The 26,068-nt window shown below is 71.4% G+C and carries 23 protein-coding genes and 2 pseudogenes; 9 read left to right on the top strand and 16 right to left on the bottom strand.

Translation table 11 applies throughout. From position 1 onward, the window contains the following. The first annotated feature begins 433 nt into the window (after nt 1-433). The 3 genes from JHW41_RS10115 (at nt 434) to JHW41_RS10105 (ending at nt 6,032) form a co-directional block, all read left to right on the top strand. The gene (locus JHW41_RS10115; protein WP_250449818.1) at nt 434-4,414 is read left to right on the top strand and encodes a YadA family autotransporter adhesin; all 3,981 of its coding nucleotides are present in this window, start codon (nt 434-436) and stop codon (nt 4,412-4,414) included. A gap of 248 nt (nt 4,415-4,662) precedes the next feature. Then, nucleotides 4,663-5,100, top strand: coding sequence for a hypothetical protein (locus tag JHW41_RS10110; protein ID WP_250449817.1), 438 nt, complete (start codon nt 4,663-4,665; stop codon nt 5,098-5,100). A 95-nt stretch (nt 5,101-5,195) separates the two neighbouring features. Next, nucleotides 5,196-6,032 carry an NAD-dependent protein deacetylase gene (locus tag JHW41_RS10105; protein ID WP_250449816.1) on the top strand — a complete coding sequence of 279 codons (837 nt, stop codon included), beginning with the start codon at nt 5,196-5,198 and terminating at the stop codon, nt 6,030-6,032. A 124-nt stretch (nt 6,033-6,156) separates the two neighbouring features. Here JHW41_RS10105 and JHW41_RS10100 read toward each other — a convergent pair whose 3' ends face one another. The 3 genes from JHW41_RS10100 to JHW41_RS10090 form a co-directional block, all read right to left on the bottom strand. Further along, entirely contained in the window at nt 6,157-7,371 is a 1,215-nt protein-coding gene (locus JHW41_RS10100) for a glycerophosphodiester phosphodiesterase family protein (protein ID WP_078999211.1), read from the bottom strand. Between the two features lie 302 nt (nt 7,372-7,673). After that, a complete protein-coding gene (locus JHW41_RS10095; protein WP_250449815.1) occupies nt 7,674-7,988 on the bottom strand; it encodes a hypothetical protein in 315 nt (104 codons plus the stop codon). A 322-nt stretch (nt 7,989-8,310) separates the two neighbouring features. Continuing rightward, nucleotides 8,311-8,616, bottom strand: coding sequence for a hypothetical protein (locus tag JHW41_RS10090; protein WP_250449814.1), 306 nt, complete (start codon nt 8,614-8,616; stop codon nt 8,311-8,313). Between the two features lie 217 nt (nt 8,617-8,833). On the opposite strand from JHW41_RS10090, the gene JHW41_RS10085 reads away from it, so the two are divergent. After that, the gene (locus JHW41_RS10085; protein WP_057948042.1) at nt 8,834-10,270 is read left to right on the top strand and encodes an amino acid permease; all 1,437 of its coding nucleotides are present in this window, start codon (nt 8,834-8,836) and stop codon (nt 10,268-10,270) included. An 82-nt stretch (nt 10,271-10,352) separates the two neighbouring features. Here JHW41_RS10085 and cfa read toward each other — a convergent pair whose 3' ends face one another. Next, nucleotides 10,353-11,498 carry a cyclopropane fatty acyl phospholipid synthase gene (cfa, locus tag JHW41_RS10080; RefSeq protein ID WP_250449813.1) on the bottom strand — a complete coding sequence of 382 codons (1,146 nt, stop codon included), beginning with the start codon at nt 11,496-11,498 and terminating at the stop codon, nt 10,353-10,355. Between the two features lie 189 nt (nt 11,499-11,687). Between cfa and JHW41_RS26800 the strand changes: the two are divergent. Further along, nucleotides 11,688-11,795: pseudogene (locus tag JHW41_RS26800) on the top strand (DUF6053 domain-containing protein); the annotation flags it as partial. A gap of 80 nt (nt 11,796-11,875) precedes the next feature. Here the strand turns inward: JHW41_RS26800 and JHW41_RS10070 are convergent. The 5 genes from JHW41_RS10070 to JHW41_RS10055 all read right to left on the bottom strand — a co-directional run bounded on the left by JHW41_RS10070 (nt 11,876) and on the right by JHW41_RS10055 (nt 15,969). Continuing rightward, complete coding sequence (locus JHW41_RS10070; protein WP_057948044.1) at nt 11,876-12,715, bottom strand: DUF3298 and DUF4163 domain-containing protein; 840 nt, start codon at nt 12,713-12,715, stop codon at nt 11,876-11,878. A gap of 132 nt (nt 12,716-12,847) precedes the next feature. Then, complete coding sequence (locus tag JHW41_RS10065; RefSeq protein ID WP_078999146.1) at nt 12,848-13,561, bottom strand: pseudouridine synthase; 714 nt, start codon at nt 13,559-13,561, stop codon at nt 12,848-12,850. Between the two features lie 126 nt (nt 13,562-13,687). After that, complete coding sequence (locus JHW41_RS26795) at nt 13,688-13,900, bottom strand: DUF6053 domain-containing protein (protein WP_428995495.1); 213 nt, start codon at nt 13,898-13,900, stop codon at nt 13,688-13,690. A 26-nt stretch (nt 13,901-13,926) separates the two neighbouring features. After that, entirely contained in the window at nt 13,927-14,202 is a 276-nt protein-coding gene (locus JHW41_RS10060) for a GNAT family N-acetyltransferase (protein WP_250449811.1), read from the bottom strand. 141 nt (nt 14,203-14,343) lie between these two features. Continuing rightward, on the bottom strand, nt 14,344-15,969 hold the full coding sequence (locus tag JHW41_RS10055; RefSeq protein ID WP_250449810.1) for a hypothetical protein: 1,626 nt from the start codon (nt 15,967-15,969) through the stop codon (nt 14,344-14,346). Between the two features lie 318 nt (nt 15,970-16,287). Between JHW41_RS10055 and JHW41_RS10050 the strand changes: the two genes are divergently transcribed. Beyond that, entirely contained in the window at nt 16,288-16,461 is a 174-nt protein-coding gene (locus JHW41_RS10050; protein ID WP_157490394.1) for a hypothetical protein, read from the top strand. 138 nt (nt 16,462-16,599) lie between these two features. Here JHW41_RS10050 and JHW41_RS26790 read toward each other — a convergent pair. From JHW41_RS26790 to JHW41_RS10030, 5 genes and pseudogenes are all read right to left on the bottom strand, one after another. Further along, nucleotides 16,600-16,650, bottom strand: a pseudogene (locus JHW41_RS26790) (DUF6053 domain-containing protein); the annotation flags it as partial. A 33-nt stretch (nt 16,651-16,683) separates the two neighbouring features. Beyond that, entirely contained in the window at nt 16,684-17,301 is a 618-nt protein-coding gene (locus tag JHW41_RS10045) for a rhomboid family intramembrane serine protease (protein WP_057948048.1), read from the bottom strand. 56 nt (nt 17,302-17,357) lie between these two features. Further along, a complete protein-coding gene (locus tag JHW41_RS10040) occupies nt 17,358-18,980 on the bottom strand; it encodes an oligopeptide:H+ symporter (protein ID WP_250449809.1) in 1,623 nt (540 codons plus the stop codon). Nucleotides 18,981-19,154: 174 nt separating this feature from the next. Next, on the bottom strand, nt 19,155-19,931 hold the full coding sequence (locus tag JHW41_RS10035; RefSeq protein WP_250449808.1) for a hypothetical protein: 777 nt from the start codon (nt 19,929-19,931) through the stop codon (nt 19,155-19,157). Nucleotides 19,932-19,966: 35 nt separating this feature from the next. Beyond that, on the bottom strand, nt 19,967-20,593 hold the full coding sequence (locus JHW41_RS10030; protein WP_250449807.1) for a glutathione S-transferase family protein: 627 nt from the start codon (nt 20,591-20,593) through the stop codon (nt 19,967-19,969). 346 nt (nt 20,594-20,939) lie between these two features. Between JHW41_RS10030 and JHW41_RS10025 the strand changes: the two genes are divergently transcribed. The 3 genes from JHW41_RS10025 (at nt 20,940) to JHW41_RS10015 (ending at nt 24,178) form a co-directional block, all read left to right on the top strand. Further along, nucleotides 20,940-22,709, top strand: coding sequence for a M14 family metallopeptidase (locus JHW41_RS10025; protein WP_428995530.1), 1,770 nt, complete (start codon nt 20,940-20,942; stop codon nt 22,707-22,709). Nucleotides 22,710-22,892: 183 nt separating this feature from the next. Further along, nucleotides 22,893-23,309, top strand: coding sequence for a hypothetical protein (locus JHW41_RS10020; RefSeq protein WP_250449805.1), 417 nt, complete (start codon nt 22,893-22,895; stop codon nt 23,307-23,309). Then, entirely contained in the window at nt 23,306-24,178 is an 873-nt protein-coding gene (locus JHW41_RS10015) for an endonuclease/exonuclease/phosphatase family protein (protein WP_250449804.1), read from the top strand. The genes JHW41_RS10020 and JHW41_RS10015 overlap by 4 nt, the downstream gene beginning before the upstream one ends. Before the next feature lie 16 nt (nt 24,179-24,194). On the opposite strand, the gene thpR is transcribed toward JHW41_RS10015, so the two are convergent. Together thpR and JHW41_RS10005 are read right to left on the bottom strand one after the other, a co-directional pair. Next, nucleotides 24,195-24,788, bottom strand: a complete 594-nt coding sequence (gene thpR, locus JHW41_RS10010; RefSeq protein ID WP_250449803.1) for an RNA 2',3'-cyclic phosphodiesterase — start codon at nt 24,786-24,788, stop codon at nt 24,195-24,197. Between the two features lie 38 nt (nt 24,789-24,826). Continuing rightward, on the bottom strand, nt 24,827-26,032 hold the full coding sequence (locus tag JHW41_RS10005) for a hypothetical protein (RefSeq protein ID WP_250449802.1): 1,206 nt from the start codon (nt 26,030-26,032) through the stop codon (nt 24,827-24,829). Nucleotides 26,033-26,068: the final 36 nt, after the last annotated feature.

The raw sequence follows: 26,068 nt of genomic DNA, 5'->3' as shown, positions 1-26,068 counted from the left end.
GGGCATGACGGCAGGTAGGGTGCGCGCTCGCCAGCCGTCATCCCCGCGAACGCGGGGATCCAGAGGCTTCAGCGCGACGCTTCGATGAGGTTCTGAATGCCCGCCTTCGCGGGCATGACGACAGGCGGGGTGCGCGGCAACTCATTTCCCTGCGCGAAACAGCGGCCGACACCCGCGCGATCCCCACGCTCACGCACGCCCACCGCGCAACTGCCAACGTGATCACAGGTGAGCCAGGGTGAAGCAGCATGAGTGCTTTGTCCGCGCGCGCTGCCTAGCCTGCAATCGCCGATGCGTCGTCCGCGCCAGCGAACCCGGACGACCGCGGCATCGGGGGATTCAGGACAATTCGACGACGGCCGCGAGGCGGCCGCGCTGTGCGCCTGGCGCCTGCGATGCCGATCGGCTTGCGCCGATTCCGACGGAGGCTGCCATGACCCTGCGCCAACTGCGCCAACTGCGCCACCCGCGTCACACCCGTGCCTTCCCCGCCACCCCCGACCGCCGCCGCGCCGCCGCACTGCTGCGCGCCTCGCTGCTCGCCGGCTGCGTCGCCCTGGCCCTGCTCGCGCGTCCGGCCGCCGCGGCCGCACCGGGCGCGGCCGATGCCGACGCGACGCCGGCACTGGGCGAATCCGCGCCGATGACCGGCACCGAGGAATCCAACGACAGCGCGCTGTCCGAAGCCGATCCGTTCGCCGCTCCCGCGCCGCTGCTGCCGCTGGTGTTCGACGGCGTCCCCAACCGCGACACCTGGCGTTCGGCCAGCGCCTTCGACGGCGGCATGGTCTCGCCGATGAGCATCATCGAGCCGCCGCCGGCGCTCAACAACACCCTGCCCGGCCTGCTCGGCTACCTGCAGAACTGGCTGCTCGGCAACGACTACCAGTCCTGCGGCCTGCTCGGCACCGGCTGCCTGACCATCGACCGCGCCAATTTCAACTACTCCTACCTGTCGCTGATCCTCAACCTGGTGCAGTTGCCGAACGCGGTCGACCTGGACGGCAACCAGCCCGCCAACCACCTCACCCTGATCGGCGCGGTGCACTCCGACAGCTACATCCAGTTCCAGGACAGCAACTACACCGGCAACAACAACAACGCCTCGTGCGTGGTGATCGGCGTGGCCTGCACCTGGCGCACCAACGCCGCGCAGAACAACCAGGTGCTGATCGGCGACGGCAGCTACGCCAACGGCTCCAACACCATCGTCATGGGCACCAACGCCCGCCACCAGCTGCCCACCATCAGCGCGGCCGCGGCCGGCTTCACCGGCGGCCCGGACACCAACTACGCCGCGCGCCTCGGCAATTCGGTGGTGATCGGCGACAACAGCTTCGGCAACGCCAACCGCCAGACCATCCTCGGCTTCGGCGCGACCTCCACCCACGCCAACAGCGTGGCGCTCGGCGCGGGTTCCTCGACCGCGGTCGGCGCGCAGACCGGCTACGCCGCGTTCGGCCTGGCGGCGCCGCAGACCTCGTCCGGCGAAGTGTCGATCGGCGCGGCCGGCGCGACCCGCAAGCTCAGCAACGTCGCCGCCGGCAGCGTCGGCACCGACGCGGTCAACCTGGCCCAGTTGCAGGGCGCGCTGGCCACCGCAGCGAGCGATCCGTTCGCGGTCAAGTACGACGACGCCGGCGGTTCGCCGAACCTGCAGAGCGTCACCCTGCAGGGCGCCGGCGGCACCACCCTCGCCAACGTCCGCGCCGGCGCGGTCAACGCGGCCAGCACCCAGGCGATCAACGGCGCGCAGGCCTTCGCGATCAGCCAGTCCAACGCCCAGCGCCTGGGCGGCGGCGCCGCGGTCGCGGCCGACGGCACGGTGACCGCGCCGAACTACGTCATCGCCGGCAACGGCTACGCCAACGTCGGCGCCGCGCTGGCCGCGCTCGACGGCAATGCGCAGGCGCTGGACGCGTTCGCGGTGCAGTACGACGACGACGGCGCCGGCAACCCCAACTACGCCGCGATCACCCTGCGCGGACCGGCCGGTACCGGCACTGTGCTCGGCAACCTCGCCGCCGGGCAGATCGCCGCGGGCAGTTTGCAGGCGGTCAACGGCGGCCAGGTGTTCGGCATCGGCACCGGCATCGCCAATCTCTTCGGCGCCGGCGCCGCGTTCAACGCCGGCGGGACCTTTACCGCGCCGAACTACGTGATCGGCGGCAACGCGTACAGCAACGTCGGCTCGGCGTTGGCCGCGCTCGACCTCGGCGCGCAAAATGCGGATGCGTTCGCGGTGCAGTACGACGACGACGGCGCCGGCAACCCGAACTACGCCGCGATCACCCTGCGCGGGCCGGCCGGCACCGGTACGACGCTCGGCAACGTCGCCGCCGGGCAGATCGCCGCCGCCAGTTTGCAGGCGATCAACGGCGGACAGCTGTTCAACCTCGGCACCGGCATCGCCGACATCTTCGGCGGCGGCGCGACGTTCAATGCCGGCGGCACGTTCACCGCGCCGAACTACGTCATCGGCGGCAACGCCTACACCAACGTCGGCGCCGCGTTGAGCGCGCTCGACAGCAACCTCAGTAGCGGCAACGCCTTCGCCGTGCAGTACGACGACGACGGCGCCGGCAACCCCAACTACGCCGCGATCACCCTGCGCGGGCCGGCCGGCACCGGCACCGTCGTCGGCAACGTCGCCGCCGGGCAGATCGCCGCCAACAGTCTGCAGGCGATCAACGGCGGACAGCTCTTCAACCTCGGCACCGGCATCGCCGACGTCTTCGGCGGCGGCGCCGCGTTCAATGCCGGCGGCACGTTCACCGCGCCGAACTACGTCATCGGCGGCAATCCCTACACCAATGTCGGCGCCGCGTTGAACGCGCTCGACAACGGCCAGAGCGCCGGCAATGCCTTCGCGGTGCAATACGACGACGACGGCGCCGGCAATCCCGACTACGCCGCGATCACCCTGCGCGGTCCGGCCGGCACCGGCACCGTGATCGACAACGTCGCTGCCGGACAGATCGCCGCCGCGAGCCTGCAGGCCGTCAACGGCGGGCAGCTGTTCGACCTCGGCAGCGGCGTCGCCGGCCTGTTCGGCGGCGGCGCGGCGTTCAACGCCGGCGGGGCCTTCACCGCGCCGAGCTACTCCATCGGCGGCACCGCGTACCACGACGTCGGCGCGGCGCTGAACGCGCTCGACGGCAACCAGAGCGCCAGCAACGCGTTCGCGGTGCAGTACGACGACGACGGCAGCGGCAATCCCGACTACGCCGCGATCACCCTGCGCGGTCCGGCCGGCACCGGCACGGTGATCGACAACCTCGCCGCCGGGCAGATCGCCGCCGGCAGCCTGCAGGCGGTCAACGGCGGGCAGATCCAGACGATGGGCGACTCCATCGCCGCTGTCTTCGGCGGCGGCTCGCTGTTCAACGCCGGCAGCTTCGGCGCGCCGAACTACACCGTGCAGGGCGCCGGCTACAGCAACATCGGCGCCGCCTTCGCCGCGGTCGACGCCAGCCTGACCAACCTCAACAACCGCATCGACAACCTGCCGCCGGCGACCACGCCCGATCCGCGCGTGGCCATCGACGGCACCGGCAACGCCTCGGTCGCGGCCGGTTCGCGCGGGGTCGCGGTCGGCGCCAGCGCCAGCGCCGGCGGCAGCCGCGCCACCGCGATCGGCGGCGACAGCTACGCGGCCGGCGCCAACGACACCGCGGTCGGCGGCAACGCGCGAGTGAACGCCGACGGCAGCACCGCGGTCGGCGCGAACTCGAGCATCGCCGCCGGCGCGACCAACGCCGTCGCGGTCGGCGAAAGCGCCAGCGCGACCGCGTCCGGCGCGGTCGCGCTGGGCCAGGGCGCGGTCGCCGACCGCGCCGACAGCGTGTCGGTGGGCAACGCCAGCCAGCAGCGCCAGGTGGTCAACGTCGCCGCCGGCACCCAGGACAACGACGCGGTCAACCTCGCCCAGCTCAAGGCTTCGCAGTCCGGCACCGTGCGCTACGACGGCAATCCCGACGGCAGCGTCAACACCACCCAGGTCACGCTCAACAACGGCGGCGCGGCGGTGACCGTGCGCAACGTCCGCGCCGGCACCGCCAACACCGACGCGGTCAACGTGCAGCAACTCAACGACGGGGTGAACCGCGCGATCAACACCTCCAACCAGTACACCGACCACTGGGGCAACCAACTGCGCCGCGACATCGGCCAGCTCGACGACAAGGCCAGCGCCGGCGTCGCTTCGGCGATGGCGGTGGCCGGCCTGCCGCAGTCGTACATGCCGGGCAAGAGCATGGCGGCGATCGCCGCCAGCAGTTTCCGCGGCGAAAGCGGCTTCGCCGTCGGCATCTCCACCATCAGCGAGGACGGGCGTTATGTGTACAAGCTGTCGGGCAACAGCAACTCCAAGGGCGACGTCGGCGTGACCGTCGGCGCCGGCATCGTGTGGTGAGCGCGACGGCCGCAGGACGCGCGCCGTCGCCGCACCGCTGAGCATCACTGGGACCTCCCCCCGGCGACCCGCGAGCGCCCCGCGCGCGGGAAGCCAGGCCGCCCGGAGCGATCCGGGCGGCCTTTTTGTTTGGAATCAGGAATCAGGAGCCGCGGTTCAGCGGTCGCAGGCAAGCCCTGTGCGTTTGCAAAGCGACCGGGCTTGGCGTCTGCTACATCCGCCCCCCGAATCCCGAGCGCCGACCCCGCATGTTTTACATCGGTCTGTCCGCACAACCCCGCCCCGACGCGGTCGCGGCGGCGTTCGCCGCGCACGCGCCGCAGGCGCGATTGCGCTGGGGCGAGTTCGACGACGACTGCGCCGGCGTGGTGTTCGTGCAGCTGCACCGCAACGCCAGCGAATTTCCGTTCGCCCTGCACGCCACCAACCTGGCCGGCGGCGACGACTACGAGTTGGGCCTGGCGATCGCGCGCACGCTGTCGCTGGCGCTGGATTGCCGCAGCGTCTGCGACGGCACCCGCCACGGGCCCACCCGCGCGCCGGGCTGGTGCGTGGTCTGGGACCGCGGCCAGGCCTATCTGGGGGACGACTACCACAGCCTGTTCTACGACGACTCGCCGGACCTGAGCGCGGACGAACGCGCGCAGCTCGGGCCGATCCGGATCCTGCATCGGCTCGAACTCTAGGCCGGCGCATCCCGCACCGCCCGCGGACCGATCTTGGATTGGCCGCCGGCCGCACCCATTTCCTGCTCAGCCCACCGCCACGCCCCTGCCCGCGCATGACCGCCCAAGCCCCCGCCACCGACGACGCCGCCCAACGCCTGCGCGACTGGCTGCGCCCGCACCGCCGCCTGTTCGTGCTGACCGGCGCGGGCATCAGCACCGGTTCGGGCATTCCGCATTACCGCGACGAGAGCGGCGCCTGGCAGCGCAAGCCGCCGATCGATTTCCGCGCCTTCACCGGCGATGCCCGCGCGCGCTCGCGCTACTGGGCGCGCAGCTTCGTCGGCTGGCCCGCGTTCGACCGCGCCCAGCCCAACTCCGGCCACCGCGCGCTGGCGCGCTGGCAGCGGCGCGAGCCCGCACATGCGCTCGTCACCCAGAACGTCGACGCGCTGCACAGCCGCGCCGGCAGCCTCGACGTGGTCGATCTGCACGGCCGCCTCGACGAAGTCGTCTGCCTGGACTGCGGTGCGCGCCGCCCGCGCGCGCAGCTGCAGGAGGAACTGGCGCAGCGCAATCCGGACTGGCGCGACCTCGACGCCGCCGTCCTGCCCGACGGCGACGCCGACCTGGAAGGCCTGGCGTTCGAACGCTTCCAAGTCCCGCCCTGCGCCGCCTGCGGCGGTCTGCTCAAGCCCGACGTGGTGTTCTTCGGCGAGAACGTGCCGCGCGCGCGCGTGGCCGCCGCGCAGCAGTCGCTGGCGCAGGCCGACGCGATGCTGGTGGTCGGCTCGTCGCTGATGGTCTATTCCGGCTTCCGCTTCGCCCGCGCCGCGCGCGAGGCCGGGCTGCCGCTGGCGCTGCTCAACCGCGGCGTGACCCGCGCCGACGAGATCGCGACCCTGAAGCTCGAAGCCGATTGCGGCGCGACGCTGGACGCCGCGCTCGCGTAGCCGCATTCGCCTCCTGTAGGAGCGGCGCGAGCCGCGACCGCAGCAACGCAACTGCGGCGCAAGTTCCGGCGTAGTTGGTTTGTCGCGGTCGCGGCTTGCGCCGCTCCTGCAGGGGCTTACCGTTTTACTTCGCGATCGGGGCGATCTTGCTCTGTTCCAGGAACAGGTTGCGCGCAGCCACGCCGATGTCGGGGTTGTCGATGAAGAAGCCCTGCACGCCCAGGCCGTACAGCTGCAGCGCTTCGCCGAGCGCGCTCTGGTCGATGCCGTTGGCGGTCTGGGTCAGGAACGGCTCCTCGGCGCGCACGGTGTAGGGATGCACCTGCAGGCCCAGTGCCAGCGCGCGCGCGAGCACGGGGTGGACGATCCCGGTGTTGCGCGTGGCCAGCAGCGCATGGCCGTCGCCGTCGGCGTCGCGCTTGGCCGGCAGCGGCGCGCGCTCGATCAGGCTGGCCTTGTACGGGCCCAGGCCGGACGCGTAGTGCGCCTGCATCCAGCGCAGCGCCGCCGGTTCGGTCAGCGCGCCGTAGCGGGCCGCGGCCAGGCCGCCGGGGATGGCCTGGGCGAGGTCGCCGTAGATGCGCGCCAGATCCGCGCCGCTGCGCCGGTTGTAGACGATGTCGTACGGCGTGTCGCGCTCGAAATCGCCGTACAGCTGCACCAGCGGCAGGTCGATCCCGGCCTTGGGCAGGATGCGCTGCTTGAGCTCGATCAGGTTGCCGACCTCGAAGCTCTGGATATAGACCCGACGCGGATCGGTGAAGCCCTCGGCGACCAGGGTGTCGACCAGCTTCTGGCCGAGCGAGATCCCGATCCGGCTGCCGTCCAGGTGCCGGCCCTCGCTGGCGAACCAGGTCGGGTGCTTGGTTTCCGGATAGATGCCGACGACCCGGCCGTCGCGGCTCTCCTGCTTCGCCAGCGCGATCACTTCCTTCAGCGTCGCGATCGGGAACTGGCCGTCGTAACGGGTGTTGCCGGGACGCACCTGCGGGATGCGCTCCTTGGCCCGCAGGGTCTTGAGTTCGGCGAGGGTGAAGTCCTCGGTGAACCAGCCGGTCAGCGACTCGCCGTCGATGGTCTTGGTGGTCTTGCGGTCGGCGAATTCGGGATGCGCGGCGACATCGGTGGTGCCGGAGATTTCGTTCTCGTGGCGCACCACCAGTTCGCCGTCGCGGGTGGCGACCAGATCCGGCTCGATGAAGTCCGCGCCCTGGGCTATCGCCAGCCGGTAGGCCTCCAAGGTGTGCTCGGGGCGGTAGCCGCTGGCGCCGCGGTGGGCGATCACGATCAGGCCCTGCTGGCCCGGCGCGGCGGAGGTCGGAGGCGAAGCGTGGGGCATGGACGGCTTCCGTTCGGGCGCGGCGGCGCCGGCGGCGGCGGCGAACAACAGCAGCGCGAGCGCGGCCAGCGGGCGGCGCGGGAGGTTCGGGTGCGGCATCGGGGAATCCTAGATCGTACGCAAGCGGGATGCACGGCCACGCGGCCGTAGCCCCAGCCTGCCGGACGCCGATGACAGCCGTTGGGGCGGCCGCTCGCGGCCGCGGCCGCGAGGTCAGCGCGCGCGGGCCCGCTTGGAGCTTGCGGCGGGCGCAGCCGACGCGCGCCGCTTGCGCGCAGCAGGACGGGCTCACCCGACCCGCCTCACTGCGCCGGCAGACGCAGCTCGAACGCCGATCCCGGCGCGGCCGGCGTCCAGCCCGCTTCAAGGCCTAGCTGAATCGCCGCGGCCACTTGCGCCGGCGCGATCGTGGTTACCGGCTCGCCGAGCCAATGGTCCGGCCGCGCCGCGGCCGCGACGACGTGCAGGATCTGGCCCTCGCCGGCCCCGACCTGCTGCACCGCAAACGTCAGCGGCGCGCCCAGGCCCTGGGCGTAGGTCGGTCGCGACCGGACCGCCCAGCGGTACGCCTGCCCGTCGACGACGATACGGCGGCTGCCCTTGCTTGCGATGGCCATGCGCGGCGCGGCCTCCTGCCGGCGCGGGGGAAGCGCACAGCCTAGGAGCTGCCGGCGCCGCGGCCAAGAGCAGCGCGAGAGCAACTCGAGAGCAGCGCGAACACAGCGCGAGAGCGACGCGGTCGCCGCCGGCGGCGCTGCCGTCCGGCCAGACGCGTCGCGCGCGGCCCGGCCAGGCTACGTGCCGGCCTTCCGCCGCCCGCCCGGCCCGTCCGCCGGCCTGCGAGCGCAAACCCATCCTTGCGCGCAAACAGCCGCGAACGCCGCGCGGGGCGGCGGACCGGCCACCCGCCCGCCGCCCCGCGCCGACGCCCCTGCAAGCTCAGTGGCTGGCCGCGCCGACCGCGACGATGGTCACCTTGCCGTCGTCCACGGTCATGAAGATCCGGTCCGGCTCGCGCTTGCCGCCCGGATAGATCTCGATCATGTCGTGGCTGCTCTTGACCTTCTGCGCCACGATCGGCGCGTCGGCGAGCAGCCCCAGCCATTGGTTGACCTGGTCGCCGTCGACCGGCTCGGTCATCCCGGCCAGGGTCGAGATGGTCTGCAACACCGCCTGGGCCTGTTCGGGGTCGGCGAGCTTCTGGATCTTCTTGGCGTTGACGTCGTTCTGGTACTCGTACGGCATGCGGGCACTCCTGGCGGCGCGCGATCGGCGACCGCCGCGCGACGGCGGCGGTGGGGTACGGCGCCGCCCACGGCGGACGCCTCGATTGCGATAACGACCGGCCGGCCGCGGCGTGAACTCCGCCGCCGCGCCGCCGCGCCGGCCGACCATGCGCCGGCGTCCGCCGCCGGCCCGCGCAGCCGCTATGATTCGGCGGTCATTCGTATCGGAGCGCTCGATGAGCCTGGTCGCCAAGATCCTGCGGCACAAGTCGGTGGAACAACTGCAGGCGGAGGCCGGCAAGCGCTCGGACTTCCGCCGCGTGCTCGGGCTCTGGCAGCTCACCGCCATCGGCATCGGCGGCATCATCGGCGTCGGCGTGTTCGTGCTCGCCGGCCACGAGGCCGCCACCAACGCCGGCCCCGCGGTCGCCCTGGCGTTCCTGATCGCCGGCATCGCCAGCGCCGCCGCGGCGCTGTGCTACGCCGAGTTCGCCGGCATGATCCCGGTCACCGGCAGCGCCTACACCTACAGCTACGCCACCCTCGGCGAGTTGGCGGCGTGGCTGATCGGCTGGGACCTGCTGCTGGAGTACGCGCTGATCGTGGCGGTCGTGGCGATCGGCTGGTCCGGCTATGTGCAGGTGCTGCTGGAAGGCGCCGGCATCCACCTGCCGGTGTGGGCGCAGGGCGCCTACGGCACCGGCGAGGGCCGGGTGTTCAACGTCATCGCCGCCGCGGTCACCCTCGCGGTGTCGGCGCTGCTGGTGTTCCGCACCGAATGGGGCGCGCGCTTCAACACCCTGATCGTGGCGATCAAGGTGCTCGCGGTGGTGCTGGTGATCGGCGTGGGCGTGTTCTACATCAACACCGCCAACTGGGTGCCGTTCGTGCCCGAGCGCATCGTCGGCGAAGACGGCGTCGGCCATTTCGGCTGGAAGGGCGTCGGCACGGCTGCGGCGGTGGTGTTCTTCGCCGTGTTCGGCTACGACACCCTGACCACCGCGGCGGAGGAATCCAAGAACCCGCAGCGCGATCTGCCGCGCGCGGTGCTGCTGTCGCTGGGCGTGTCGATGGTGCTGTACCTGGCGGTGTCGCTGGTGCTGACCGGCATCGCCCACTACTCCACCCTCGGCGGCGACGCGCCGGTGTCGGACGCCTTCGCCGCGCTGGGCCTGCCGTGGATCGCCAAGGCGATCGCGTTCTCGGCCGTGGTCGGCATCGCCAGCGTGCTGTTCGCCTTCATGCTCGGCGCGGCGCGCATCTGGTTCTCGCTCTCGCGCGACGGCCTGCTGCCGGGCTGGTTCGCCAAGATCCACCCGAAGTACGGCACCCCGCACCGCCCCACCGTCGCGCTGGGCGTGTTCACCGCGCTGGTCGCCGGCTTCCTGCCGATCGGCGAGGTCGCCAAGCTGGTCAACATCGGCGTGCTCTCGGCCTTCATCATCATCTGCGCCTCGGTGTGGGTGCTGCGCGTGCGCAAGCCGCACCTGGAACGCAGCTTCCGCACCCCGCTGGTGCCGCTGATCCCGATCGTCGGCATCGCCTTCTCGATCTGGCTGCTGGCCGAGCTGGCGGCGATCACCTGGCTGATCTTCCTGATCTGGGTGTCGCTGGGGCTGCTGGTGTATTTCGCCTACGGCATTCGCCATTCGAAGCTGGCGCAGGAACAGTAGCCAGGAGTGAGCGCAGAGGAGCGAGGAATGAGCGAAAGCCGCTTTCGCTCACTCCTCACTCCTCTTCGCTATTTTCTCGCGTTCAACGCGGCGCGACGTAGCCCCCGGGCACCCCGTCCGGCGACAGCACCAACTGCCACAGCTGCGCATGCCGGGTGCGGAACGTCGCCATCGACGCGGCCAGGTAGAACCGCCACATCCGCCGGAAGCGTTCGTCGTAGCGCGCATCGAGCCGGTCCCAGGCGGCTTCGACGTTGTCGCGCCAGGCCTGCAGGGTCAGGTCGTAGTCGGCGCCGAAGTTATGCCAGTCCTCGATCACGAAGCGGTCTTCGGCGTGCTCGGCGATCTGCCGCGCCGAGGGCAGCATCGAGTTGGGGAAGATGTACTTGGCGATCCACGGATCGGTGTGGCTCACCGACTTGTTGCCGCCGATGCTGTGCAGCAGGAACAGGCCGCCGTCGTCGCTGGCGCGGTCCAGGCAGCGCCGGGCGACGTCGAAATACGCGGCGTAGTTCTTGACCCCGACGTGCTCGAACATGCCCAGCGAGAAGATCCGGTCGAAACGCTGGTCCAGGTCGCGGTAGTCCTGCAGGCGGATCTCCACCGGCAGCCCGCGGCACAGCTCGCGCGCGAACTCGGCCTGCTCGTGCGAGACGGTCACGCCGACGCCGACGATGCCGTAGCGCTCGGCGGCGAACCTCAGCGCCTCGCCCCAACCGCAGCCGATGTCGAGCACGCGCATGCCGGGCTTGAGCCGCAGCTTGCGGCAGACCAAATCCAGCTTCGCTTCCTGGGCCGAGTCCAGGTCGTGCAGCGCCTGTCCGTTGCGATCGCGCCAATAGCCGCAGCTGTAGACCAGCCGCTTGCCGAGCATCGCGCGGTACAGGTCGTTGCCCAGGTCGTAGTGGCGTTCGCCGACGGTGAAGCTGCGGCGGTGGCTCTGCAGATTGATCAGGTGCGCGCGCAGGCCATCGAGAATCGCCGCCCAGCCGTGCACCTGTTCGTCGATGCGCGCGCGCATCAGCCGTTCCAGCAAGCCGTCGAGCGACTGCGCATGCCAGGCGCCGTCCATGTAGGTCTCGCCCAGGCCGAGCGAGCCCTGCGCGATCACCCGCGAATAGAACGACTCGTCCTCGACCTGCAGGTCCCAGGGCCGGTCGCCGCCGACGCGCACGTCGGCCTGTTCCAGCAATCCTTCGACCCGTTTGTGCAGCGACGCAAGCGACATGGCGACCTCGTGCTCGGGGCGGGGGCGCCCGGAGGATGCTCGACCTGCTGATGTGGAGTGCGGACTCGGACGACGCGTCGTCGTGCGCCCGTCACGCTCGTCCTGAGACGGCTGGCGACCCGCTGCGGGCCGCCTGCGGCGCGTCCGTCGCGCCGCGGATCGACGATAGCAAAGCCGCGCCGGCGCGCGATGCCGATTCGGTCGCCTGCGGCGAACGCTGCGTTGCCGCAGCGATGCGGCTCTTCTGTGGGAGGGCCTTCAGGCCCGATGCTTTTCGCTCAGGTCGCGGCGATTTGGAACAAAAGCATCGGGCCTGAAGGCCCTCCCACAAAAGCTCCCACGCGTCGCTCATGGGCCCGAAGGCCCTGCGCGGCGGCTCAGACGCCGCCGAGGAACAGCCCGCGATAGGCCGGGGCCAGATGCGGCAACAACACCGCGGCCGGCACTTCCACTGTCTGAGTGCCGTCCGAATACGGGCCGACTTCGTACGGCGCGAACACGAACTTGAGCGCGCTGAGCTTGCCGTCGGCGCCGCGCACCGGCTCGAACATGGCGAAGTTGGCCGGGTCGGCGCCGGTGCCGTCGTCGATCATGCGGCCGCCGGTCTCGATCTGTTCGGCGCGCACCGCCGGGGCCAGGTCGTCGGCGTCGATGCGCTGCGACAACGCCGAGTGCAGCTGCTCGCGCACGTACTGCGAGACCGCGGCCCAGCCGCTCTTGTCCGGGATCAGCTCCTGCGCGGTCAGCAGCTTGTTCTGCCGCGGCAGCCAGACGAAGCGGGCGATCAGCGGCGCGGCGTGGGCGCCGCCGGTGTAGCTGCTGCCGTCGGCGGAGACCGCGACCAGCTCGGGCGTGTCGACCACGTCGTCGAAGGTCAGCGACAGCTCGTACGGCGAGGGGTTGTCCTTGGCGGTGCGGCCGTTGGCGGCGTCGATGAGTTCGGCGCGGGCGCCGTCGGCATAGCGCTTGAGCTCGCGCGCCAGGCCCGGGTACTTGGCCGCCTGGGTGGTGTAGGTGATGCCGACCACGTAGCCGGGCGTGGTCTCGACCACTTCCTTGAGCTCGACCGGCGCATCGGCGGCGTCGGCCACCGGCGCCGGCAACGCCGCGGTCGGCGCCGGCGCGGCCGACTGGCTGGTGGCGGGCGTGTCGGCTTCCTTCTTGCAGGCCGCCAGGGCCAGGGCCAACACGCAGACGGCGGCGGTGACGCGCTTCATGCAGCGATCCTTTTCGGGGCGTCCATGGGAGTTTCGCGCGACATTATCGCCCATGGCGTGACGCCTGCATCTAGGCCGCGGCGTCCTCGCGGCCGGCCGCGCCGCGCCGCGGCGCGCGCGTTTTCCCGGCGTTCACCACTGCGTGCGTTGCGGCAGCAGGCCTTGCAGTTCGGCGTCGGTGAGATTGCGCCATTGGCCGGGCTTGAGCCGGCCCAGCTTGACGTTGCCGATGCGCGCGCGCAGCAGCTGCTTGACCCGGAAGCCGAAGTGCGCGGCCATCAGCCGGATCTGCCGGTTCAGGCCCTGCACCAGCACGATGCGGAAACCGAAGCGGCCGAGCTTGCCGGTCTTGCACGGCAGCGTGGTCTGGCCGTGGATCGGCACGCCGCGGCCCATGCCGCGCAGGAACTCCGGGGTGACCTCGTGGTTCACCGCGACCAGGTATTCCTTTTCCAGCTTGTTCTCGGCGCGCAGGATCTCGTTGACGATGTCGCCGTTGCTGGTCAGCAGGATCAGCCCTTCCGAGTCCTTGTCCAGGCGGCCGATCGGGAAGATCCGGCGCTCGTGGCCGACGAAGTCGACGATGTTGTCCTTGACCCCGGACTCGGTGGTGCAGACCACGCCGACCGGCTTGTTGAGCGCGATATAGACGTGCTGGCGCTTGCCCTTGGCGGCGACGCGCACGCGCAGGACGTCGCCGTCGATGCGGACCTCATCGCCCTCGCCCACTTCGCTGCCGACCCGGCCGCGCACGCCGTTGACGGTGACCCGGCCCTCGGCGATGAGGCGGTCGGCCTCGCGGCGGGAGCAGAAACCGGTGTCGCTGATGTGTTTGTTCAGGCGCATGGGCGAAGCATGCCGGAAAACCGGCCTGCGGAAGGCGTGGGGGGCGCGTAGGCTGGCACAGTCGCGCGGCGAAGGCGAGTGCGGCGGCGGCACCGGGCCGCGAACGGGGCCGCGGCGGCTGTGTTTTCACGGGCCTGGGCGCCTGCAAGAGGGGTGCGGCCTCGGCGCTTGAAGGCAGGAATCCAGGCCTAGGCGCCTGGTGGGAGCAAGCCAGCGCTCGGCTGTTGTGGGAGGGGCTTCAGCCCCGACGCTTTCGTGCCGGATCGCCGAGATCCGATCGGAAAGCGTCGGGGCTGAAGCCCCTCCCACAACAGCCCTCCGACCCCGGCCCCCAATCATCGGGCCGGCCCGGGGCGACTGCGGCCTCAGCCCAGCAGTTGCGAATACTCCGGATGCCGCTCGGTCCAGGCCGCCGCGTACGAGCACGCCGGGCGCACCTTGTAGCCGGCCTGGCGCGCGTACTCGAACGCGGCCCGGACCAGGTCGCTGGCGATGCCGCGCCCGCCGATGGCCTCGGGCACGCCGGTGTGGGCGATGACGAGCTGGTCGCCGCGCAATTGGTATTCCAACTCCGCCTCGACGCCGTCGACGACGGTACTGAAGCGCTGCTGCGCGGGGTCGTGGGTCACGGTGACGGGCATGGTCGAGTCCTGTGCGGGTCGGGGCGGCGGCGGATCGCTCCGCCGCGGCCCCGGCGCGCCGCAGGGGCGCGCCGGGATCGATATCGACGCGAGCCGGTATCGACGAAGTTCGGCGCCGCAGCGCGGCGTCGGCGACGGGGCTCAGCGGTTGTCGCGCTTGCCCTGGTTGTGGCGGTCCTGGGTGCCGATCGACCCCTGGATCGCGTCCATCCGGCTCTCGGCCGCGTGCAGTTCGCCGGCCTTGTGCGCGGCGCTCTCGGACTGCGGGCCCGGCGCCGGCACGTGGCCGTGGCCCGGGTCGAGCTGCTGCCACGGCTGCGGCTCGCGCGCGGCGTCCTGCTTGGCCTGGAGCAGGCGGCGGGTGTTTTCCAGCGCTTGTTCCGGGGTGATGTGCGCGGTCGGCGCGTCGCTGGAATCGTCCGACTCGGCCGCATCGCCCTGCGGCGACGCGACGGTCTCGGCGGCCGGGGCCTGGCCGGCATCGCGGTCGGCCGCGGTTTCGGCTTCCAGCGCGGTTTCCGCCGCGCCCTGCGCGACCGCGCTCGGCGCGGCGGCGGGTTCGGCAGGCTGCTGCGACTCGGCCTGCAACGCGGGCGCGGCGGCCGGCGCGGCGGCGCCGGCTGCGATCAGCGAACCGGCCGGGACCGACGAGGGCGCCTCGACGGCCGGCGCCGGCTTGGCCTTGGGCTTGGCCGGCGCGGACGCCGGTTCGGCGAACAGTTCGCCCGTACGCTGCGGCTCATCCTGGGTCGGCGCGCTGTGCGCCGGCTTCGCAACCGCGGGCTTCTTCTTTGCGGCGGGCTTGGGCGCGCTCGCGGCTTCGGTCTTAGACGGCGCAGGCTGGGCCGGTGCAGAAACCGGAGCGGATGCGGGCTTGGGCGCGGATGCAGGCTTGGCCGCCGCAGGCTTCGCGACCGCCGGATTGACCGCGGCCGGCTTGGTCGCGGCAGGCTTGGTCGCTGCGGACTTCGCGATAACGGGCTTCGCGACCGCGGGCTTCGCCGCCGGCTTGGTTGCCGCCGCGGCCGCAACCGCGGGCTTCCGCTGCACCGGCGCCGAGGCGACCGGCGCCACACGCACGGCCTTCTTCGGCGCCGCCGGCTTGGTCGCCGACTGCTTGGTCGCCTTCTTGAGCGCCGCCTGCCGGGTCGCGACCGGCAAGCCCGACGTCTTCGTGACCGCGGCCTTCTTCGCAACAGGCTTCTTAGCGACCGGCTTCTTCGCAATCGGCTTCTTCGCCGCCACGACCTTGCCGGCGGACTTCTTCACGGCCGGCTTGCCGGCCACCACTTTCTTGGCCAGCGACTTTTTGGCAGCCACCTTCTTGCTCGCCACCTTCTTGCTCGCTGCCTTCGTCGCGGCCGCCTTGTTCGCCGCCGTCTTCTTCGCCACCGGCTTTTTGGCCGCAGGCTTGGCCGCCTTCTTCACGATCTTCCCGACCGCGGCCTTCTTGCCCGCGACCTTCTTGCCGGCCGCCTTCTTCGCGACCTTGGCGGCGGCAGCCTTGGTCGCCTTCTTAACGATCTTGCCGGCGGACGCCTTCTTCGCGACCTTCTTCGCCGCGACCTTTTTCGCGGACTTCGCCGCCGCGGTCTTGTTCGTCGCCTTCTTCGCCGGCGCCGGCTTGACCGCGGCCTTCTTCGCTTTCTTGACCGCGCCCTTGGCGGCCTTGGCCGCTCGCTGGGCTACGGTCTTCTTGCCCGCGGCGCGGGTGCGCGCCGGCTGGGCCGATTTGCTTGCGGACTTGCCCGCCTTCTTGCTCGCCATGCTTGACTCCTCGTCGAGTGTTTGCGAATGCGCGAATGATAGCGGCTGCCCCCGTGACTACATCAGCCTTGTGCTGTCGACAACACGCGTCCGTGTTAGCACGCGCCACCTTCATGGCGGGTGAGCGGACGTGAGACTGCGCCGCGTTGCGTCAGGCGACTGATGCGGACCGGCCTGTGTTGACGCCTCGCGTCACTTTTCGGCCGTGCAAGCTAGGGAAAACCCTGGCATGGAACCTGCGTGGAACTGTGCGTAAGTCCACAGTTACGACGAAGGGGAATTCCAATGGCTCGCCACATCGACCCAGACCGAAAAGACATGCGCAGCGACGACGCGCACAGCAATGCCGTCATCGCCCGCCTGTTCGACCTCGCCCGCAACGGCGAAGGCGACGATGCCGAGCTGCGCGAACTCGATGCGCAGATCCAGGCCGGGCTGGCCGCGGCCTACGGCGAGGGCGCGCTGGAACTGGAAAACCCGCTGGCGGCCTGAGCCCCGCTCCGCCGCAACGCAGCAAAAACTTGGGCCCGAAGTCCGTCCCGCCGATGCGGGAGGCCTTCGGGCCCGATGTTTTTGGGGCCGGCATCGCCCGGCCTTTGTGGCGGGGACTTCAGCCCCGCTGCTTTCGTGCCGGACCGTCGCGATTTGAGCGAACAGCGTCGGGGCTGAAGCCCCTCCCACTCAGGCGCATCGATCCGTCGACGCGCTGCGGCCTCAGCCCAGAAAGCCGGGTCCGCGCGGGCTGGCCAGGCGCTCCAGGAAGAACCAGAACAGCGCCGGCTTCATCATCAGCATGAACAGCAGGCCGTAGATCGCCCCGGACAGGTGCGCGTTGTGGTTGATGTTGTCGCCGCCGCGCTTGTCCATCCAGTACGAATAGCCGACATAGGCGATGGCGTAGACCACGGCCGGCACCGGTATCACGAACACGATGATCCAGTTCCACGGGTCCACCAGCACGAACGCGAACAGCACCGCCGAGACCGCGCCGGACGCGCCCAGGCTGACGTAGCCGCCGTCCTTGCGATGGCGCAGGTAGCTCGGCAGGATCGCGACCACGATCGCCGAGAGGTAGAACAGCGCGAACATCCCCGGCCCGGCCAACTGCGCGAACACCCCTTCGACCGCGCGGCCGAAGAAATACAGGGTGATCATGTTGAACAGCAGGTGCATCCAGTCGGCGTGCACGAAGCCGTGGGTCAGCAGCCGGTCGTACTGGCGGAAGCGCGCCACCCCCGGCGGCCACAGCACCAGCCGCTCGTACAGGCGGCGCTTCTCGAAGGCTTGCCACGACACCAGCACGGTCACGGCGATCAGGACGAAAGTGATCATGGTCGGGGCGGGCTCGCGACGGGGAGAGGCTCAGGTAAGGCGCGCGGCGAGACGGTTCAGGCCGCGCGGTAATGGTCCTGCATCGGGTAGCGCCGCGCGTACAGGCCGAAGGCCGCCGCCGCCACGAACGCGAAGCCGGCGAAGAAGAACATCAGGAACGCGTTCTCGCTCAGCCCGGTGGCGGCGATGTGCGAGGTCACCGCCTCGTTGCGCACCGCCGCGTTGGTCAGCATCACCCACAGGTTGCCGAACGTGCTGGTGAGGTACCACAGGGCCATGATCACGCCCTTCATCGACTGTGGCGACTGGCTGTAGGCGAACTCCAGCGCGGTCGCCGAGACCAGCACCTCGCCGAAGGTCAGCAGGATGTAGGGAACGATCTGCCATGCCAGCGACATGGGGTGGCCGGCGTCCATATACAACTGCAGCACCGCCGCGACGATCCACGACAGGCCCGAGACCGCAATGCCGAAGCCCATCCGCCGCAGCGGCGTGGGGTTGATCCCGATCCCGCGCAGCGCCGGGTACAGCACCAAGTTGTTGAACGGGATCAGCAGCATCACCAGCAGCGGGTTGATCGCCTGCATCTGCGAGGCCGCGGCCTTGGCCCCGCCCTCGCCGGAGATCAGCCAGCTCGGCCACCACCACAACTCGGTCGGCACCACCATGCGCTGGCCCTGCAGCACCCAGGTCGAGGCCTTCTGGTCGAACAGCGACCAGAACGGGGTGACGAAGGCGAACACGATCAGGATGCGCAGCACCGCGCGCACGCCGTCCACGGCCGCGTCGGGGTGGCGGCCGCGCGCGCGCTCGAGCTGCAGCGAGATGCCGTAGCCGCCGAAGCCGATCAGCAGGCCCAGCGCCATGCACGCGCTCTTGACGAAGCCCAGGCTCGGGATCAGCGCCAGCGCGCCGGCGGCCAGGGCCACGCCGACCGCGGCCACCGCCACGCCCGGGTTGCCCTGCCCCGGCGCCTTGGCGCGCAGCGCGGTGCGGGCGACGTTGAAGAACGAGTCCGGGTCCGGCGCGTTGCGGGTCGGCGGCACCATGACGTAGCGCTTGCGGCCCAGCCAGAAGATGAACGTGGCCAGGAACATCAGCGCGCCGGGGATGCCGAACGCCACCGAGGGGCCGTACTCGCGCAGGAAGATCGGCATCAGCAAGGACGCGAACAGCGAGCCGAAGTTGATCGTCCAATAGAACGCGTCGAACACCAGCTTGGCCTTGTGCTTGTTGCTCTGGTCGAACTGGTCGCCGCAGAACGACACCACCAGGGGTTTGATGCCGCCGGCGCCGAACGCGATCAGGAACAGGCCGGTGTAGAAGCCGGTCTGGTTGTGTTCGAACAGCGCCAGGCAGGCGTGGCCGGCGCAGTACACCAGCGAGAACCAGATGACGGTGTTGTACTTGCCGAAGTAGCGGTCGGCCAGCCAGCCGCCGAGCAGCGGGAAGAAGTAGGTGCCGATCATGAACGTGTGGAACACGTCCTTGGCCATGCGCTCGCGCTCGGCGAGGTCGCCGGTGGACGCCATCAGCAGGGTCCCGACCAGGAACGCGGTCAGGATGTTGCGCATGCCGTAGAAACTGAAGCGCTCGGCCGCCTCGTTGCCGATGATGAAGGCGATCTGGCGGGGCATCTTGCCCTGCGAATCGGCGGGGGCGGTGGCGGCTTGGGTCATGCGGCGGTCCTGGTCGTCGGTCGAATCGCGCGTCCTTCGCGGGGTCCGGCGCATGCGCCGGGCGGTCCAGCCCCACAGACTACCCCATCGTTCGCGCCGCCGGCTTGGCCGGCGCGGTCGCCAAGGCCGCGCGGACAGACGCCGCGCCCGGCCGGCGCGGCGTCGAACGACCGGTCAGATCGCCAGGTCACCGACCTGCAATTGGTATTCGAAGTTCTGCTGCATGCGGCCGTACTCCGAGTCGTACGGGTTGCCGTAGTTGGCGCCGACGCTGAGCCGGTGCGGCCCCGGCGCCAGCGGCGGCAGCAGCAGCCAGTAGCCGTCGGCGGCCGCGCGGTAGCGGCCGCCGCGGTCCGGGCCGGGGTGGGCGCGCGCGGCCTGCGGATCGAAACAGCGCGAGGCCAGCCGCAGCGGCCGCGCCAGCGGCTTGCCGTCGAGCAGCACCACCGCGCTGGCCAGGTAATCGTTGTTGACCGCCGCCGCGCGCTTGACCTCGGCGCAGTCCATCGCATTGGGGCCGGCGGTGGGCGCGTGGAAATACATGTTGATGACCGGCACCAGCAGGTGCGCGCCGGCCGGGACCCGACAGCGGCGCCGGGCGGCGAAACTGCCGTCGGTGCCGGCCAGGAACCAGACCGGGCCGCGTTCGTCCTGGCCCGTCGCGCACAGCCGGCCGTCGCGGTCGCGGTACGGCGCCAGGCCGTCGGGGAAGGCGTTGTTCGCCCAGCGCCACCAGCGCACCGTCCACTCGGCCGCGGGCACGCCGGCGACCGCGCCTGCGACCGAGCCGGGCACCGCGGCGGCCTGGGCGGGGGCGGCTTTGACCGGCTTGGCCGCAGCGGCGGCGGCGGGCGCGGCCGGCGCCGCGGCCGCCAGCGCCGCGGCCGAACTCAGAAGCAACGCCGCGCAGCATGCGGCGCGGCGGCGAAACGGGACATCGGGACGATCCATGCAGTCGCGCTCCTTGCGGATGGGACGGTTCGGGCTCAGGCCCACTCTTCCAGGCCTTCGCGCCGGTACAGCTCGGCGAAGCTCGGCCGCGCCTTCATCCGCCGCGCCAGCGCGCCCAGGTGCGGCCAGTCGTGCGCGGGACGCGGCAAGTTGCGGCTCCAGCGCATCAGCATGGTCAGGTAGAAGTCGGCCGCGCTCAAGCGCTCGCCGAGCAGGTAAGGCCCGTGCGCGCCCAGGTGCGCGTCCAGGCGTTCGCAGGCCGCCTCGAACCGGGCCCGGGCGCCGCGGCGCACCGCCTCGTCGTCGCACTGCAGGTCGTCCGGATACCACCACAGCCGCAGCGGCGCCTGCAGGGTGGCGGTGAGGTTGAACATCCATTGCAGGTACTCGGCGCGCTGCGGGTCCGCGGGCGCCGGCGCGAACGCGCCGTCGCCGTGGCGGTCGGCCAGCAGCATCGCCAGCGCCGCGGCCTCGTAGCGCGGCTGGCCGTCGACCAGCAAGGTCGGCACCACGCCGTTGGGATTGAGCGCGAGGTAGCTGGCGTCCTTGTGCTCGCGCGCGGCGATGTCGACCGCGCGCAGTTCGTGCGGCTGGTCCAGTTCGAGCAACAGCCAGTGGACGACCAGACTGGCGGCACCGGGCGTGTAGTACAGCGCGTACATGCGGACTCCTGGGGATGGAAGCTGGGGTTGAAAGCGCGAGTTGAAAGCGGCGGTCGAAGGCGAACGCGCGGGCGCGGGGCTCGCGGGCTCCGCAGTCTAGGCGACGGCGACGGCGTGCGGCCGCCGCGCGGCATGACTGCTGTCATCTCTCGACAGCAGGCCGTTTCGCGCACAGGCGCGGGCCGGCGCGATCCCTTACATTTAGCCGGCCCCATCGCCGGCCGGCTTTCGCCACGGCCGGCGCCCGCGCCGCGGCGCGACCTCACCGCAACCGCGGCGCCATCGGCATTCGCCGCACTCACATCCGGATTACGCAATGACCCGCCAGCCCGAGTTCCGCGCCGCCCTGCCCTCCGCCCTCGCCTTCGCGCTGGCCCTCGCCGGCGGCTATGCCGCGCCGGCGCCCGCTGCCGATGCGCCGATCACCACCGTGTCCGAGCGCAGCGGCTTCCTCAAGACCGGCCGCTACGAGGAAGTGATCGAGCTGTGCGCGCGCTTCGCCGAGCGCTATCCCGACGCGGTGCGCTGCGAGGAGTTCGGCACCACCCCGGAAGGCCGGCCGATGAAGGTGCTGGTGGTCACCCGCAGCGGCGCGTTCACGCCCGAACAGGCGCAGGCCAAGAATCTGCCGGTGCTGCTGATCCAGGGCGGCATCCACGCCGGCGAGATCGACGGCAAGGACGCCGGCTTCCTGGCCCTGCGCCAGGCGCTCGACGGCGAAGCGGCGAAGGGCGCGCTGGCCAAGCAGGTGCTGCTGTTCGTGCCGGTGTTCAACATCGACGGCCACGAGCGCTTCGGCGCCTGGAACCGCCCCAACCAGCGCGGCCCGGAGGAAATGGGCTGGCGCGTCACCGCGCAGAACTACAACCTCAACCGCGATTACCTCAAGGCCGACGCGGCGGAAATGCAGGCCATGCTCAAGCTGGTGCAGCGCTGGGACCCGCTGGCCTACGTCGACCTGCACGTCACCGACGGCGCCAAGTTCGAGCACGACGTGTCGATCCAGGTCGAGCCGGTGCACGCCGGCGACGAGGCCCTGCGCAAGGCCGGCGCCGCGTTGCGCGACGGCACCATCGCCCGGCTCGCCAAGCAGGGCTCGCTGCCGCTGCCTTACTACCCCTCGTTCGTCGAATCCGACAACCCGGCCTCCGGCTTCGAGGACGGCGTGCCGCCGCCGCGCTTCTCGCACGGCTATTTCTACCTGCGCAACCGCCTGGCGATGCTGGTGGAAACCCATTCGTGGAAGGACTACCCGACCCGCGTGCGGATCACCCGCAACACCATCGTCGACCTGCTCGACCTGGTCGCCGCCCACGGCGCGCAATGGCGCGGCGAGGCGCTGGCCGCCGACGGCCGCGCCAAGCGGCTCGGCGGGCAGGACGTGGCGCTGGACTACAAGGTCAGCGACAAGAGCCGCACCGTCGCCTTCCGCGGCTATGCGTACACGCGCACGCCGTCGGACGTGTCCGGCGCGCTGATGACCCGCTACGACGAAACCAAGCCGCAGGTGTGGAACGTGCCGCTGAAGTACGACATCCAGCCGGGACGGCAGGTGCCGGCGCCGCGCGGCGGCTACCTGGTGCCGGCCGCGCAGGCGGCGTGGGTCGCGGCCAAGCTCGACCAGCACGGCATCGAGTACCGGCGCCTGGATGCGGCGCTGGCCGGCGCCCAGGTCGAGGCATTCCGCGCCGACAAGGCCGAGCTGTCGGCGCAGTCCAGCGAAGGCCACCAGCGCAATACGCTGAGCGGGCAATGGAAGAGCGAAACCCAGGACCTGATCGCCGGCGCGCTGTTCGTGCCGATCGCCCAGGCCAAGTCGCGTCTGGCGATGGCGCTGCTGGAGCCGCAGGCGCCGGATTCGCTGGCGGCGTGGGGCGAGTTCAACAACGCCTTCGAGCGCAAGGAGTACATGGAGGACTACGTCGCCGAGGACGTGGCGCGCGAAATGCTCAAGGACCCGCAGGTCAAGGCCGAATTCGAGGCCAAGCTGCGCGACGATCCCGCCTTCGCCAAGAGCCCGCAGGCGCGGCTGGACTTCTTCTACCGCCGCCACACCGCCTGGGACGAGCGCTACAACCTGTATCCGGTGCTGCGCACCCAGACCGTCCCGCGCTGACCGCGCGATCCGCCCGCAGGAGCGGCGCGAGCCGCGACGACGCGACTGCGGCGAGAGTCTCGACGTAGTTGCGATGTCGCGGTCGCGGCTTGCGCCGCTCCTACAAGGGGCGGCCGCCGCGCGCGGGCGGCTGCAAGGGCTTCGCGTTATCCTCGGCGCGTCGTCGGTTTCAGGAAACGCCGCATGCGCCGTCTCGCCTTCGTTCCGCTCGCCGCGCTCTGGCTCGCGGCCTGTTCCGCGCCCGCGCCGGGCGCGCGCGAGGCCACGCCCGCGGCCGCGCCGGCTTCGACGCCGGCCGCCCCGGCGTTGCGCGCGGTCGGCACCGAGCCGGGCTGGCTGGCCGAAGTCGGCCCGGGCGAGTCGCCGGCGATCCGGCTGGAACTGGACTACGGCGAACGCAAGCTCGTCGTGCGCGACGCCACCCGTCTGGAGGACGTCTCCGGCTATACCGGCTACACCGCCGACGGGGTGTGGGTGTCGCTGAACTACCGGCGCGAGCAGTGCAGCGACGGCATGAGCGACCGCGACTATATCGCCAGCGTGGAGCTGCAGGTCGGCGACCGCCACTACCGCGGCTGCGCCGCGTCGCTGGCGCCATGAGCGGCGCGCGCGCGCGATGGCGCGCCGGCGTGTGCGTGATGCTCGCCGCCGCGTTGGCCGCCTGCGCGGCGCCGCAGCGCGCGTCCGCGCCGCAGGCCGCGCAAGCGAACGACGCGCAGGCGCGGGAACTGCGCGTGCTGACCCTCAACCTGTGGCACGACAAGGGCGACTGGCCGCGCCGGCGCGCGCTGATCCTGGCCGAGGTCGCGCGCTTGAAACCGGACCTGATCGCGCTGCAGGAAGTGCTGCAACGGCCGGGCCTGCGCAACCAGGCACAGGACCTGGGCGAGGCCCTGGGCTATCGGGTCGGCTTCGTTTCGGTCGATCCGCTCGATGCGCCGCTGCGCTACGGCAACGCGATCCTGATCGCCGGCGCCGGCTCCGACGCGCAGCAACGCAAACTCGAACCGCTCGACGACTACCGCAGCGCCGCGCACGTGCGCAGCGACAAGGCGGACGCGGACTTCTACGCCACCCACCTGCACAACGAACGCGGCGGCGGCGCGATCCGCGCGCGCCAGGTCGCCAGCCTGCTGGCGTTCGTCGACGCCAGCGCGCACGGCGCGCGCACGTTGATCGCCGGCGACTTCAATACCGAGGCCGACGCGCCGGAACTGGCCGCGCTGCGCGCGCGCTACGCCGACGCCTTCGCCACCGCCCATCCCCGCCTCGCCGCCGATCCGGCGCGCGCCAGCACGCTCAACCCGGCCTACCTGCCGGCGCAGCGCATCGATCACGTGTTCTACGACCGCCGCGGCTTCGCGGTGAAGGAAGCGCGGATCGTGCTGAACGAAAGCCGCGACGGCGTGTGGCCGTCGGATCACTTCGGTCTGTTCGTGCGCCTGCAGCCGCTGCCGCCGCAACGCTGAAGCGCACGCGGCGGCCTCAGCCGTCCAGCGGCCACTCGCCCAGCAGCGAATACTCGTTGCGCTTGCCGAGCACGCTGTGCAGCAGCACGAAGCGGTCGATCCGCCAGATCACCGGATCGATCGCCAGCGGCGCGCTCAACCCGTGCCCCGCCTCGCGCACGACAGTGACGTGCGGCGCGTGCGCGCGGTGGCTGGCGACGACCTTGACGCCCTGCTTGGCCAGGGCCACGCCGAGCCGGTCCCACAGCGCCGCCAACGACGGATTCGGTTCGGCGCTACCCAGCCACCACGGAATGTCGCGGTTGGCGAAGCTGCCGGCGCGGTCCAGCGCGAAATCGAAGGCGTCGGCGCGCACCGCGGCGGCCGCGGCGCCGGCGCGCTGCGCCAGCGCTTGCGGCAGTTCGGCGAAATCGCCGAGGAATTGCAGGGTGAGGTGATAGCGATGGGCGCCGATCAGGCGCCCGCCGGGGCGCTGCGCCGCCTCCAGCGCCAGCGCGCGCTCGCGGATCCGCGCGCGCACACCGGCGTCGGGCCACAGGGCGAAGAACAGGCGGTGCAATTCGGCGGGCTGGCACGGCGCGGGATCGCCGAACAGGGAAGACTGATGCATCGCGGCAGTCTAACCGTTGCCCGCGCCGCGCCGCGCGCTCAGGGCTTGCTCGCGGGCTTGCTCGCGGGCTTGTCCGTGGACTTGGCTTGCGGCCGCGCCGCGGGCTTGGCCTCGCCCTTGGCCGGCTCGGCGTAGGTTCCCGCCGGTTCGCTTTCGAGCTTGCGCGTATCGGCCAGCAAAGCCTCGGCGGCGACCCGGCGCAGCGCGACCGGGTCGGCCTTGCGCAGGTCGGCGTCGGCGCCCAGTCCCAGCGCCTTGGCGGCGTCGGTCAGCACGCGCTTGTTGGCGTAGGGATGCGGGTGATCGAGGTCGTCGTCCTGGGCGCGATAGAACCGGTCGAGGAGCTTCTCGCGGCTGCTGTCGGCCTGGGCCAGCTCGACCAGCTTGGCGCGGTATTCCAGCCGCCACGGCGGCAGCTTCGGCCAGCGCGCGAGGTCGGCGAAATGCTGGGCCTCGTGGCCGAGGAAACTGACCTTGAAGTCTTCGCCCTGCAGGTCGCCGTAGGACTCGCGCACCGCGTACAGGCCCTCGGGCTTGACCCAGCCGGCCGCGCCGGTCTTGCCGCAGGCGGTGTAGTGGCTCCAGCCGCGGCTGATCCAGCCGTCCATCACGAACACCTCGACCGGCTGGGCGACGCCGCCGGGCAGCGCGACGGTGTAGTCGCGCTGCTCCTGTCCACCCCACAGGAACAGGTCGTACAGCGGCGGGGTACGGCCCTGCAGCGGATGCAGCCCGCTCTCGCGCAGGTGCGCGTCGAGCTTGGCGTAGAGCGCTTCGAACGCTTCCTCGCCGTCGCCCGGCGCCGGTTCGCCGATCGCCGCGGCCAGTTCGGCCTTGAGCGTGCGTTCGAGCTCGCCGCGCCGCTGCGGTTCGCGCACCGCATGCCACCAGTAGCGCTGGTAGATGCCCAGCACTTGCGTAGCGAACGCATCGCGCGGCGCGGTCGCGCTCGCCGCCACGACCGGCGGCGGCGCCTTGCGCTCGTGGCGTTCGAGCATGCATTGGCGGAAGTCCGCGTCCTTGCCCTGGAACTGCTCGGCCGGCGCGGCCTTGAGCACGGCCAGCGCCGCCGGCGCGTCGGCGCGCAGCGCCGCGCCGAGCGCCTGGCTGACCGCGCTGGCGGCTTGCGGGCCGCTGGCCGGCGCGGCCGCCGGCGGCGCGGCGGTGGCGCCGATCGCCCAGCCGATCAACAGCGGCAGCGCGGCGGCCGGCAACAAGAACAACAACGGGGAACGGTGGCGCATGGGAGGGCTCCGGAGTCGCGCGGCGCGCGTCGGGGC

The sequence above is a fragment of the Lysobacter enzymogenes genome (genome assembly GCF_023617245.1).
Taxonomy (GTDB): Bacteria; Pseudomonadota; Gammaproteobacteria; order Xanthomonadales; family Xanthomonadaceae; genus Lysobacter; species Lysobacter yananisis.
The sequence above is the reverse complement of the archived record's forward strand: the minus strand, read 5'-3'. Positions and strand labels throughout refer to the sequence as shown.